Annotated in this window: 11 protein-coding genes and 1 pseudogene; 7 read left to right on the plus strand and 5 right to left on the minus strand. The window is 46.3% G+C overall.

Annotation, left to right across the window (positions count from 1 at the left end; translation table 11 throughout):
* Nucleotides 1-98: 98 nt before the first annotated feature.
* Nucleotides 99-2,450 carry a penicillin-binding protein 1A gene (locus GJR95_RS21620; protein ID WP_162387835.1) on the minus strand — a complete coding sequence of 784 codons (2,352 nt, stop codon included), beginning with the start codon at nt 2,448-2,450 and terminating at the stop codon, nt 99-101.
* Nucleotides 2,451-2,532: 82 nt separating this feature from the next.
* On the minus strand, nt 2,533-4,797 hold the full coding sequence (porW, locus tag GJR95_RS21625; RefSeq protein WP_162387836.1) for a type IX secretion system periplasmic lipoprotein PorW/SprE: 2,265 nt from the start codon (nt 4,795-4,797) through the stop codon (nt 2,533-2,535).
* 118 nt (nt 4,798-4,915) lie between these two features.
* Here porW and GJR95_RS21630 point away from each other — a divergent pair, with 118 nt between their 5' ends.
* The 6 genes from GJR95_RS21630 to atpH all read left to right on the plus strand — a co-directional run bounded on the left by GJR95_RS21630 (nt 4,916) and on the right by atpH (nt 8,413).
* Nucleotides 4,916-5,188, plus strand: a complete 273-nt coding sequence (locus GJR95_RS21630) for an AtpZ/AtpI family protein (protein ID WP_162387837.1) — start codon at nt 4,916-4,918, stop codon at nt 5,186-5,188.
* Between the two features lie 71 nt (nt 5,189-5,259).
* The gene (locus tag GJR95_RS21635; RefSeq protein WP_162387838.1) at nt 5,260-5,622 is read left to right on the plus strand and encodes a hypothetical protein; all 363 of its coding nucleotides are present in this window, start codon (nt 5,260-5,262) and stop codon (nt 5,620-5,622) included.
* Nucleotides 5,623-5,641: 19 nt separating this feature from the next.
* Entirely contained in the window at nt 5,642-6,742 is a 1,101-nt protein-coding gene (gene atpB, locus GJR95_RS21640; protein ID WP_162387839.1) for a F0F1 ATP synthase subunit A, read from the plus strand.
* 106 nt (nt 6,743-6,848) lie between these two features.
* Nucleotides 6,849-7,106, plus strand: coding sequence for an ATP synthase F0 subunit C (gene atpE, locus GJR95_RS21645; RefSeq protein ID WP_162387840.1), 258 nt, complete (start codon nt 6,849-6,851; stop codon nt 7,104-7,106).
* A 217-nt stretch (nt 7,107-7,323) separates the two neighbouring features.
* Nucleotides 7,324-7,818 (plus strand): F0F1 ATP synthase subunit B, encoded by a 495-nt coding sequence (locus tag GJR95_RS21650; RefSeq protein ID WP_162387841.1) that lies wholly within the window; start codon nt 7,324-7,326, stop codon nt 7,816-7,818.
* 55 nt (nt 7,819-7,873) lie between these two features.
* A complete protein-coding gene (gene atpH / locus GJR95_RS21655) occupies nt 7,874-8,413 on the plus strand; it encodes an ATP synthase F1 subunit delta (protein WP_162387842.1) in 540 nt (179 codons plus the stop codon).
* Nucleotides 8,414-8,494: 81 nt separating this feature from the next.
* Here atpH and GJR95_RS21660 read toward each other — a convergent pair.
* From GJR95_RS21660 to GJR95_RS21670, 3 genes and pseudogenes are all read right to left on the minus strand, one after another.
* A pseudogene (locus GJR95_RS21660) lies at nt 8,495-8,716 on the minus strand (serine hydrolase); the annotation flags it as partial.
* A gap of 25 nt (nt 8,717-8,741) precedes the next feature.
* Nucleotides 8,742-10,514 (minus strand): arylsulfatase, encoded by a 1,773-nt coding sequence (locus GJR95_RS21665; protein WP_162387843.1) that lies wholly within the window; start codon nt 10,512-10,514, stop codon nt 8,742-8,744.
* 631 nt (nt 10,515-11,145) lie between these two features.
* Nucleotides 11,146-11,607: a GNAT family N-acetyltransferase gene (locus GJR95_RS21670; protein WP_162387844.1), complete on the minus strand. Its 462-nt coding sequence runs from the start codon at nt 11,605-11,607 to the stop codon at nt 11,146-11,148.
* An 85-nt stretch (nt 11,608-11,692) separates the two neighbouring features.
* On the opposite strand from GJR95_RS21670, the gene GJR95_RS21675 reads away from it, so the two are divergent.
* Complete coding sequence (locus GJR95_RS21675; protein WP_162387845.1) at nt 11,693-12,919, plus strand: DUF6786 family protein; 1,227 nt, start codon at nt 11,693-11,695, stop codon at nt 12,917-12,919.
* The last annotated feature ends 156 nt before the right edge of the window (nt 12,920-13,075 follow it).

Genomic DNA, 13,075 nt, shown 5'->3' on the forward strand with positions numbered 1-13,075 from the left:
CCTGCTGGCCCAACGATATTATTTAGAGTTGCCAACAGGCTTGCCACGGTTAATGCTTTTGTGCTAAAGAACCGTAGCACGTCTGCTGATAAGCTCTGTTATTGCAGAATTTCATCCTGATCCTCTGGCACGACTTTGGGCGGAATATAACGCTGAGAGGAGTCGATGTGATAACCGCCACAATCTATTTTAAAATTGTTGGGTTTACGGAAGGGCTCCGGGCGGTATTTTGCCAACGAGGGATCAGCATATATTTTCTGCATATACATACCCCAGGCAGGCATCGCCAACCGACCACCCTGGCCAAGCTCGATGTTCCGGAAGTGGATTGACCGGTCGTCGCCACCAACCCATAAACCCGAAACAAGATGCTGAGTCAGTCCCATAAACCAGGCATCTGAGTAATTCGATGTTGTACCCGTTTTAGCGGCAATCTCGTTGCCGCCCTCCAGGAGCTTGTATTGCGTCCGAAGACGCTGGGCAGTGCCATTAGGCTCTTCAACGGCACCACGCATAAGATAAAGCATTTCGTAGGCACGATTTGCGCTGATTACCTGGTTAGCATCGGCACTAAACGATTTAAGGACGTTTCCGTTTTTGTCAGAAATCTGTAGAATCAGCATTGGGCGTACGCGAATGCCACCGTTAGCAAAGGCGCAGTAAGCGGATACCATTTCGTAGACCGAAACGTCGCCCGTTCCCAGGCAAAGGGTTGGGTTTTGCGGTAAATCCTTACTGACAATACCCATTTTATGCGCATACTCGATTACTTCAGCAGAACGGGTTTTCTTGATCAACTGAGCACTGACCGTATTGATCGACTGACCCAGTGCCTCCCGTAACGACAAGCTTCGATAGCTGTACTTCCCGTTCGAATTTTGTGGCTGCCAGGGAGGGCCGCCGTTATTATCTTCTCCGTGGGCAAAAAGAGTTGGCTGATCGATCAGGTGGCTGCACGGAGTAACGAATCCCTGATCCATAGCCGTGAGGTACACGAACGGCTTAAACGTAGACCCCGGTTGCCGGCGTCCCTGACGAACGTGATCGAACTTCATGTGTTTGAAATTGATACCGCCTACCCAGGCTTTTACGTGGCCATAGCGCGGGTCCATCGACATAAAACCCGTGTTGAGCAACCGTTTGTAATACCGGATGGAATCCAGCGAACTCATGGTTGTATCTTTCTCATTGCGCCGACCACCATAAACAAACACTCGCATCTTGACGGGTTTGCGCATCTCACGCCAAATCGCCTGTTCATCGGTGCCATACTCGGCTTTGAGTTGTTTATACCGGGTTGTCTGCTTCGCTCGGGCTTCAATAAAACCCGGCAACTCTTCGTATTTTTTGGTTTTTGGATTTTTTCGGACCCACGGATTCCGGCCGCGCCAGTGTTCGTAAAACTTCTTCTGTTGATCACGCATGTTAGTCATTACAGCCTCTTCGGCATAGGCCTGCATGCGTGAATCAATCGTCGTTTGGATGCGCAATCCGCTCGTATAGAGGTCTAGCTCTGCTTCCGGATTATCTTCATTATACTGATTGATAAATGCCTTGATATCCTCTTTAATAACCGACCGAAAATAGGCTGCCATACCCGTATTCTGGTTTTCGATACTAAAATCAAGTTGTATCGGCTTACGCTTATAAGTGACGAACTGCTCCTCGCTCAGAAATCGGTATCGGTTCATCTGGCTCAACACCACGTTTCGGCGTTGAAGAGCACGCTCTTCGAAAATGCGGGGGTCGTAGCGCGAGGGGTTTTGTAGCATACCGACAAGCAAAGCGGCTTCCTCAACATTCAGATTCCACGGCTCTTTGTCAAAATAGGTTTTGGCCGCTGTTTTTATACCATAGGTGTTATTGCCAAATGATACCGTATTCAGGTACATCATCATGATCTCCTGTTTGGTATAATTCCGTTCCAGACGAACCGACAAAATCCATTCTTTTGTTTTTTCGATGACCGTTTTAAGGATAGGAACATTGCCCAATACACCACGAAGTTTCTCCCCACGAGTATCGAACAGGTTTTTGGCTACCTGTTGCGTAAGGGTACTGCCTCCGCCAGAACTGCTATTGCCGGTAGCGATACCTTTAATAACCCGAAAGAACGAGCGCGGGTCGATCCCCGAATGTTTAATGAAACGGGCATCTTCCGTAGCCAGTAGGGCAGAAACTACATTGGGTGAAACCTGAGTGATCTCAACGGGCGTCCGGTTTTCAACGTAATATTTTCCAAGTAGTTGATTATCGGCCGTATATACTTCCGATGCTCTGTCGCTCTGTGGGTTTTCGAGGGCTTTCAGACTAGGCATACCGCCAAATAACCACAGAAAGTTGTAGCTAACAGCCAGTATGTAAAAAACCAGCATAGCTAGACCAAGCAATGCATACCGCCAAAGATTTTTGATAATGGTCCGGTAGCGACCGGGAGCAAATTCAATCATTATGGGTGTGTAGGTGTTTATTGTTGATCAGTTTGTCGTTTTTTAGTCAAGTAATCAGATTACAAACTCAAAAACCACGAACTTATTTTCTGGTTGCCGTTGGCTGATTGGCTGCCGCCAGCATTTCTTTAACGCGCGGAAGTAGTGGGCTCGCCGGATAATCACGTACGAACTCGTTAAGAGACTGCCGATAGGCATCTACAGTTTGCACTTTTCCGACCAATATAACACGCAGAAGGGCTAATTTGTCTTCCAGTTGTGTACCAGCAAACGCACTTAGTGCATTATCGGCACGAGCCAGCGCTTCAGTCACGTTATTGGCTTTATAGAGTTCGTAAATCTGAGTATAAGTCGCCAGTGCTTTTGCTTCACTATCGGTTGACTGAGCAACAGCCCGGCCCGCTAATCGTGCATAGGACGTATTTGGATACTCGGCCAACAGTTTATCTTTCCAGGTCGACGTCTTTCCTAGCTGCTCATTCGACAGGTGGAGTAGGTAATACACTTCTGGTTTCTGGAGCGTATTGGGATAACGGGTTAGCAATTGTTCAAACGTTGGAATAGCGTCGGCCGGTTGATTGAGTTGAAACTTATAGAGCTTCCCTAACTTATACAATGCATTTTCTATTCGCTGATTGGCCTGTGCCTGTGCTTCTTTCGAGAAAGGAATTTTAGCGTAGAGGGCATCTTTTTGTGCTTTTCGGGCATTAACAGGCCCACCTGTGGACCCCGTTGGTGCTGTTGCGTTCGTAGCATCCTGTTGTTGCAGGGGAGCATTCGGATTTATTTCATTGGCAGGAGTACCACCGTTAAGCGGGCTATTGACGCCAGCAATAGCTTCCGAAGCTTCTTTATTACTACGGCGCCAGTTGTCTTCAATGGGTCGATTTCCCCAGCGAACCGAAAATTCCTGTCTTCCCTGACTCGATGCAACTGGATTATACAATACCCAGCGTTCGTTTGGTTGAAGGTCTGAATTGGTGGCTCCGGGAACAGAGTTGAAATTACCGTTAGCGGCTCTATCTATAATTTGCTGGGCCAGGGCTGCCTGCGCTTTGTCTTCTTTTTCTTTCTGTGTAATGGCATCTTCGAGTTGTTTGTCCAGTGCCGCAGGGTTCATCTGGGCCAGATGTAACAAACTATCATCGGTACGGATCGTGGTTTTGTATTGCACGAACTCATCCAACGTTTTCTTTCGGGTCGCCAGTGCCGCATAATCCGGCGATTGCTGCGGCATCAGCGCCAGTGCACTATCGTAGTAAACCTTGGCTTTGGCGTAGTCGGTTTTCTTGTCAAAATACAACTTTCCGATTTCCAGATATGTGTATGGAACTTGTGTCGTGTTCGAACCCGCTGCCTGAATCGATTTGCTGTAAAAATTAATGGCCTTATCGAAGTTGCCATTCCGGGCTTCCAGCAAGCCCATTGTAAAGTAAATTTTGTCTTTCAGGTCAACATTTTTACGGTCGTTGAGCATATTCTCGAACGTTTCTGCCGATTGCGCCAACCGTTTCTCATCGCCCGTCAGGCCATTGCTTTGAATGGCGTAAAGGTTCGCATAAAATGACTGATCATAAGAAGGTCTTGATTTCAGAACCTTCTGGTAATGCGCTATTGCCTTGGTCGGTTCGCCCGACAAATCGTATAATTGACCCGTAATCAGGTGGAGACGTGCAGTCGATTCGCCCTTTTTTAAAACCGGGAAAGTCGCGTCCAGAATACCGGCTGCGGTCACGAACTCACCCTTCCGCTCGTGCATGTACGCTTTGGTCAGGTAAAAGTCGCGCGTGTTTGCCTTGTTAAGGGGTTGAGTACGCAGATACTCCGCCACATTCAATGCGTTCGTGTAGTCGCTGGCTTCGGTATAAGCTCGCATCAAACCGACGAGGGCTTCATGTTTGTCGTCTTCGCTGGTTCCTTTTGTGTTTACGTACTTGAAAACTTCAATGGCATTCGGTAAATCCTGCTTCAGTAAACGGGCCCGACCAATCAGAATGTAAGCATTATCGAGCCATTTGCTATTTTGATGGCGTTCAGGAATAAGGGATGCTTTTTTAATCGCGTCGTCCAGCTGGGGTTTTACAGGCATCGACAGCATCGAATCCACGGGCAGTAGGATGGGTAATAACTGATTGTAATTTTCCTGCCGGGTTTTGAAAAGAATCAATTCAGCTTCCTTGATTTCATCGCGAGCGATAACGTAGGCGTTGAAATGGGACGTCAGGTTATGATAGCCTTTGCTGATGGGCTTTGTGCTGTATTGCGAACATGAAACCAGCCCACCGGTTAGCAGAGCAAGAACCGTTAACAATAATAGGAAAGGACGGTTACGAAAATAGCGGGACATTCGGAAATAATACGTAGTCACTCGTATCTCAAAACGCTCCAGTCTGTGTTGACCGTATGGAACGTTAGCCCAAATTAACGAATTTTGCTCTTTAGATAGTATAGAACCCTTGAATTCTGTGGAAAACGATCCTGAATTACCTTCCGAAAACCGTCCGGAAAAGCCTGCCGGAAACGATCCGATAAAGAAAGCCGCCGAAAAAACGACTTCCTTTGTGCAATTCAGCGGTATTGCCTTTCAGATGCTTGGCACTATAGGATTGGGTGTCTGGGTTGGTTTAAAACTGGATGAATGGCAGGATAACAAACGACCTATCTGGACAATTGTGTTGTCGCTGACGGCTATCGGTGCCTCCTTGTATTTATTTATCCGACAATTGACAAGAAAATAATTGGTAACGGGTGGGAGTCAGGCGCTCGGATTAAGTAGCTTCTTCGACCCAATACCGCTTGCTCCATCTCCATGTTTCGAACATTTATCGTCACCGTCATACTGGCAATTGTATTTTTCGTAGCCGAGCGCTATTCTGTATCACCCTGGTTACACCCTGACTGGAAAATTTTATTGATCTTTTTTCTGAGCGTGTCATTCCTGACTCATCGGTTGGTGGAGTCTGGTTTACAAGGGGATCGCGAACGGTTCATTCCATTGTTTATGGCCGCAACGGTTGCCCGGTTGATCCTTGGCCTTGCTTTTGTCGGGTTTTTTCTATTCCGGCATATTGATCAACGCCGAACGTTCATTTTTGACTTTCTTGTACTATATATATTTTACACAGGCTTTGAGATTTGGGGGCTTACTCGTAACTTGCGACGCGATTCGTAAAAACGATCTGTCACATCATATGATGAGTTCGGTATTTAATAAGTTTCTGTTGGCTATAGCTCTTGTTATGAGCTCGTTAGCTTTTGTACATGCTCAGGAGGAAGGCCACGAGGGCGAAGTACCGGGCACACATGGTAAAAAAGAAGGATTTAATGTGGGCGAAATGATCATGCACCACATTAAAGATGAACACGGTTGGGAGTTTGCACACGGGGTTACGCTACCATTGCCTGTTATTCTGTATTCGCAGGATCGGGGGCTGGAAGTTTTCTCCTCATCGCACCTTGCTGGCGAAGCCGTCTATAATGGTTACAAGCAGGAGCATGGCAAAATTCATCGTGTTGATGAAGCCGGTAAAGTAGATCATGAAGCCAAGATCTACGATTTCTCGATTACCAAAAATGTAGCGTCGCTGCTGTTAAGTGCGGTGATTTTGTTACTGATTTTTCCCGCGGTTAGCAAAGGGTACGTCACCAACAAGGGCAAAGCGCCGAAAGGCATTCAATCATTGCTCGAACCAATCATTCTGTTCGTTCGCGACGAGATTGCCAAGCCAAGCATTGGGCCTAAATACACTAAATTTCTGCCTTATCTGCTTACGCTGTTCTTCTTTATCCTGGTAAACAATCTGCTGGGTCTGTTGCCTGGTGCCGCTAACCTGACCGGTAACATCGCTGTTACGCTGGTACTGGCTGTTATTACCTTCCTGATCGTTACGTTCAGTGGTAACAAACATTATTGGCTGCACATCCTCAAGCCGACAGGTGTTCCCATTGCGCTCTTACCAATCATGATTCCGGTTGAGATTGTGGGCGTATTCATGAAGCCAATTTCACTGATGGTCCGGTTGTTTGCCAACATTACGGCAGGCCACATCATTATTTTGAGCTTGCTGGGACTGATCTTTATGGCCAACCATTTGGGGGGGTCTGGCACGAGCCTGGCCATTAGCCCGGTCGTTGTGTTCTTTACCTTGTTTTTGAATATGATCGAATTGCTGGTGGCATTCCTTCAGGCATTTATCTTCACCCTGCTTACGGCCATGTATATTGGTAGCGCAGTAGAAGAACACCACGAAGCCGATCATGGTATTGGTTATGAAGGCGCAGAAGCGCACTAAGATCAGTTGATAGTTTGCAGCAGGCAGTCTGCAGATTGTTGTGGATTAATTTACTGCCGACCGATTTGCAATCTTTTGTTTCACTTATATAAATAGTTCAAGTTTTATGTTAGCAATGTTGTTTGCTCTGCTGTTAGAAGCCACAGGTAGTGTTGCCATTATGGGTGCTGCTATTGGCGCTGGTTTGGCCGCTATTGGTGCTGGTCTGGGTATTGGCCGGATCGGTGGTAGCGCTATGGAAGGTATCGCCCGTCAGCCAGAAGCTGCTGGTCGTATCCAAACCGCCATGCTGATCATCGCGGCTCTGATCGAGGCCGTGGCTCTGTTCGCAGCTGTTATTTGTCTGCTGGTAGCTACCGCTTAATTCGGTCTGGCTACAGCAGCATCTAAAACTGAGTAGGCTGGCTACATTAGGTGCCGGCTCCACTACTCGCTAAATTTCCGGAGACTGTCTGCCCATTTGGGGTTGCCGATGGGCAGACAACTTCAAACAAAAGATTGAATAGCGTATTGATAGGCGGTTTTTAGTAAACGCATATCACTTTTAAAGATAAATCGTAAAACACGTAAATCGTAAATCCATGGATTTGCTTACTCCTGATCTTGGTCTATTATTCTGGCAGGTAGTCGTTTTCCTCGGCCTTTTTCTGATCCTTCGCACATTTGCCTGGAAACCAATCACCGATAGTTTGCATGAGCGCGAAAACAATATTCAAAGTGCGCTCGATCTGGCCGAAAAAACACGCGTCGAAATGACCGCGTTGAAAGCCGACAATGAGAAACTGCTGGCACAGGCCCGCACTGAACGGGAAGCTATTCTGCGTGGCGCAAAAGAAACTGCCGACAAAATGGTCGCTGATTCGCGGGATAAAGCATCGGCTGAAGGACAACGTATTCTGGAACAGGCTCGTGAAGCCATGCAGAATGAGCGGCAGGCGCTTGTTACCCAGATGAAAAAAGAAGTGGTTACGCTCTCGCTCGATATTGCTGAGAAAGTACTGCGCAAAGAACTGAGCGACAAGGCTTCGCAGGAAAAACTGGTTAGTGATCTGGTATCCAATTCAAGACTAAACTAAACGAGTAATACGATGTAGGGCTTGCGTCTTACAACGTGTAACTTACGACATACCTATGGCAGTTGCTACCGTAGCATCCCGATATGCAAAATCTCTTCTGGATTTGGCACAGGAGCAGGGCATAACGGAAACGTTATACAAAGACATGCGGCTATTCAAGCAAACAGTAGACCAAAGCCGTCCGCTGTTGCTGATGCTAAAGAACCCTATCGTTCGGTCGGAGAAGAAAAGCGCTGTGTTAAAAGCTGCGTTTGAAAAACGGCTCAATCCAGTAACGATGTCGTTCCTGCAAATTATTACCAAAAAGAATCGTGAGCCAATCATGGACGCTATTGCCGAAGCGTTTATCACCCAGTATGATAAACTGAAAGGTGTTGAACGGGCAACCGTTATCACGACAGTTCCGCTCACCGACGCGCTTCGCGAGAAGTTTAAGGCGATAGTGCTGAAAACAACGGGCGGCAAATTGGTTGAACTGGAGGAAAAAATTGATCAGAAGTTGATTGGCGGCTACGTTCTGCGTGTTGGCGATCAGCAGATCGATGGTTCGATCCGCAACCAATTGAACGAATTGCGATTACAGTTCCTGAATTAACGTGTGACACCTCTATAAACTATGGCTCTTTGAGTCAGGCTAAGAAGCCGCTTCCTGACCAGGAAGCGGCTTCTGGCTTTATTACCACCACTTTTCATACCCCGCTGCCGGTTTCCAGGTAGATTTTGGCTCAAAATAGTGCCATAGAGTAGCCGATACCACCCGTAAAAGCGTAGATCCCTCGTTGGTTCGTTCCCAGCTTTCGTCTTTCTGATTTTTTGTCATGACGCAATACACGTATTCGCTGTGGGGAGCATGAACAAATACCAGTTTAGAGCGGGCTGGATTAACAATTCCGTTTTTATCGGTGATGCTAACGCGTACTGTACTAGTGTTTTTCAACTGTTACGTAAAATGGTCCTTGCATACCTTTGTCAGTTTCCAGCCACGATTCGAGCGTATACTCCCCTTGCTTTAAGTAGACATGCTGTAAGGTTTCCTCAGTACTATCGTCCTGATTGGTCAGTAGGCTCCGTTGTGTCTGTCCGACTCTTACCAGTACCCGGCTTCCTTTTTTAACGGGGCGGTTACGAATGGTAAAGTCATAATAGCCGGCTTTCTGTACACGCACGGCCCAGTATCCTAGCGCGCTTTCGCTCACCCAGTTATTTATCAGGCCTGTCCAATCCTGACGAGTTAGTACAGTTGAATTTTCGTGGGTATTGCCCAGGTTGATTCGGCGCGTCGCCAGGTTTGGGCTAGCCGTAATGTCGGCAAAGATACTATCCAGCTTTGCTTTCAGCTGCGTGACGATGGCCGGATTAGCCGCAGCTACATTCGACCGCTCATATGGATCGTTTTTGAGATTATACAACTCAAAACTTTCCAGTTTTTGGGGATCGGCATTAATAGCAACTAATTTAAAATCATCATTATAGATGGCTGCGTTTCGATACGGTTCGGGCCAGCCGCGATTCCAGACATTGTAAAAAAGCCCGGACCGTGTAGTTACCTTGCCCTGAATAATTGTAAGCGCCGATTGGCCATCCAATCGCAGGTTAGCCAGTATCGGAATGTGTACGGCTTCCAATAGGGTAGGTAGGATGTCGATATGAGCTATTCGGGTATTGATGTCTTTATTAGTGGGGAAAATGCCTTTTCCCTGAATAAAGTGAGGAGTACGGGTACCTCCTTCGTAAACGCTGCTTTTACGCCCTTTAAATCCTGTGTTGAACCGCAATTGTTGATTGCCATTGTCGGTTGTAAACAGGATAATCGTATTCTCTTCCAGATGTAGCGCTTTTACTTGTGCCAGTATCCGTCCCACATTATCATCAATGTTGGTGATCATGGCGTATGCCCGACGCGCACTCTCTTTATCCTTATCTGACATCGCTGCCCAGTCTTTACCCGATTGCTGATCGAAATCGGTATTGAATGCCAGATCTTTATATTGGTCATAGTACCGTTTGGGGACCTGCAGGGGATCATGTGGCGCGTTATAAGCAACGTATAGGAAAAACGGCTGACTCTGATTGGTTTTTAAAAAATCAACGGCTGCATCAGTAAATACATCAGTACAGTAACCGCTGGTCTTCAGAGGTATATTATTTTTATAAAGTGTTGGGTTGAAGTAACTACTGTCAGGCCGAAAGAAATTATCAGCGTGATCGCCGGGCTGACCAATACCTCCGCCGTGTCCAACGAGTGAAAAAGCAAATCCCTGTTCCGATGCCCGATAAGGATAAGTATCTCCCAGATGCCATTTACCAACAATACCAGTTTGATAGCCATTTTGTGCCAGGATTTCGGCCAGTGTCACCTCTTCCGTTGCCATGATTGAGCCACCGTTATAGGTGTCATGTACACCCGTGCGCTGATGATAGCGGCCTGTTAGTAAACTTGCCCGCGTGGGACTACAGACTGGTGAGGTATGGTAATTGGTCAGTCGGGTGCTCTGAGCTGCAAAGCCATCGATATTGGGTGTTTTTACGTACGGATTACCATAAAATCCCAAATCGCCAAACCCCTGATCATCTGTCATGATCAGGATAATATTGGGTCGTACAACTGCCTTTGGGCGAGGAGTTGGTTTAGCCCATACTGACGTTACGATGAACGCGCTGGCCAGCAGCAGACGTAGAACGGTTTGCTGTTTCATGGTTTATTGAATAGACTGTTTTATAGGGTTTACTATCGCTTGTGCACTTTCTCCAATTTTGTTGAAAATCGGGTATTCTACTCCAGATTTGTTGTCATGGATGGTGTCAAGGGGTTCTTAGTTACTGTGCTCGATGAAGTTCATAGACTTCCAAGTTGGACTCACCATTCCATATACTTTTGAAAGTAGCAGGTTACCTATGAAGGTTTGCTCGTAAAAAAATCAGTTCGATACTTTTGTGTAAGGCTATAGATTAAGTTAATTTTGAATACAAATAAATACTCTTTGTTGATGTAAAAGTAAATTTGTAATAGCTAAAACCAAACTATTTATGTGATAATTTTAATATTCGAATTATAATGCCTTTCAATGGCTAATTAAATGACAGAATCAACTATTCAATAGAAAATAAATACACAAGAAATTGTGTTGACTTAGGATTTGAATGTTGCTATTTAGATGTGGTTATTTGTCTGGGAAACTTCCATTGATGGCTGCCCGGTTAAAAGTACCTAACTAGGTTTTTATGCTCCCCGTTTAAGCCCTCGCCCAGATCGTATCCGATCCGAAAACTGTACCAATACTGTCAACTGAAGACAATGAATGAATAGCAAGAAGGGATAAAAGCGCATTAGGGTCGAATCGATTTAACCAGTTTGATATGCGTTCGATTGAATAATTCCCGTTCGTAGAATCGAATGGTATCGGTGCGTTTCTGGTTTGTTGTGACTTCCAGATTGATAAATCCCTCGCGAATGGCCAGCTCATTCAGAGCTGATACAAGCTGATGACCAATCCGCTCATTGCGTCGATCCGCTCGTACGAATAGCTCCTGAATTTCGCCGACTTTACCGACATGGTGGAGCAGATACTGAACGTGGCAACTAATAAAACCTATCGATTCTCCACCTGCTTCTGCGATCAGGTAATAAACCATTGGGTTTTGTAGATTATGATCGAAGACCGATCGAAACTGGGTTTGATCGAGGGGTAATTCTTCAAGCTCACACAAAAACCGATAAACGATATCAACGTCATTTTTGTCGGCTGGGCGAATGATAATGGGAGCGGATGGAGTAGGATTAATGAGCACGGTGATTTTGGTATCGTTGCCAGATGGCTAACCTGACAAATCGATCCTCAATTTGCCGAATTTCAAGCATTTCTTTACCATGCGTATGAATAAAATCCTATTGCTTGCCTTTGGTTGCGGGATCCTGGCTTGTTCTGGTCGGAAATCTGCAACAACGGATGAACAAAAAACGGCTAACATGGACAGTGCATCAATAGACCAAAATACCTTTAGCGAGGCCCGACAGTTTTTACAGGAATACCACCCTGATCTTATTGAGTTAAAAGCAGGAGATGCCGAGGCATTGATATGCCCAGCTTACCAGGGGCGCGTAATGACCAGCACTGCCGATGGGCAGGCTAGTTATGGCTGGATCAATTACGAGTTGATTCAATCAAAAAAAATACTACCCCATATGAATGCGTTTGGGGGCGAAGATCGCTTCTGGTTGGGGCCGGAAGGCGGCCAGTTCGCCTTATATTTTAAGAAAGGAGACCCATTCGACGGGGAACATTGGCAAACGCCAGCGGCCATTGATTCGGAGCCATTTACGCTCACCGAAAAGACCGAAACCTCGGCTACATTTACCCGCCAGGTTGAATTGGTAAACTATTCCGGGAGTCCGTTCAATATCGGTATCGAACGAACCGTTTCGCTGGTAAGCAAGCCCGAAATTGATCAGTTATTGGGTGAAAAAACAGATTCACTAAAAGTGGTTGGCGTTCGGTCCGATAATGTAATCATAAACAAAGGGGCGCAAACCTGGTCTGCCAAAACAGGTTTACCGTCAATCTGGATTCTGGGCATGATGAATGCATCGCCAGCCACCACCGTTATAGTACCCTTTCAGACTGGAGCGGGGCAGCCCATCAATGACAGTTATTTCGGCAAAGTGCCAGCCGAACGCCTGATTGTTGGTGAGAGATCGGCACTGTTTAAAGCTGACGCGAATTACCGTAGCAAGATTGGCGTAGCGCCTGCCCGTGCAACAAAGTGGCTAGGCAGCTACGATCCGGCAACAAAGACGCTTACACTTGTGACATACACATTTGATCCGGGCAATAAAAAATACGTTAATTCTACCTGGGAGCTTCAGAAAGAGCCCTACTCAGGCGATGTGATCAACGCTTATAATGATGGACCCATGAAACCTGGCCAGCCACAGATGGGGAAATTCTATGAGATGGAGTCGTCTTCGCCCGCTGCCGCATTGGCCCCCAGTGAGTCAATGCGGCATCAGCACACAACCATTCATTTACAAGGACCGGAAAGTGAGCTGGATAAAATTGCACAACGGCTATTGCTTACCCGTTTGGAAACGATACAGCAATAATGCGATTTCTCTGAATCGCTGGTCAGAGTTTAACCCAGTTTGTGGAAAATTTATACCGCCCAGCCTTATAGTTTTATAAGCGATATGTTAAAATTAATTAAATCCATATTGAAATAGTTAAAAAATATGTTCTATAGATACAGTAAATTCGATATG

Source organism: Spirosoma endbachense, assembly GCF_010233585.1.
Taxonomy (GTDB): Bacteria; Bacteroidota; Bacteroidia; order Cytophagales; family Spirosomataceae; genus Spirosoma; species Spirosoma endbachense.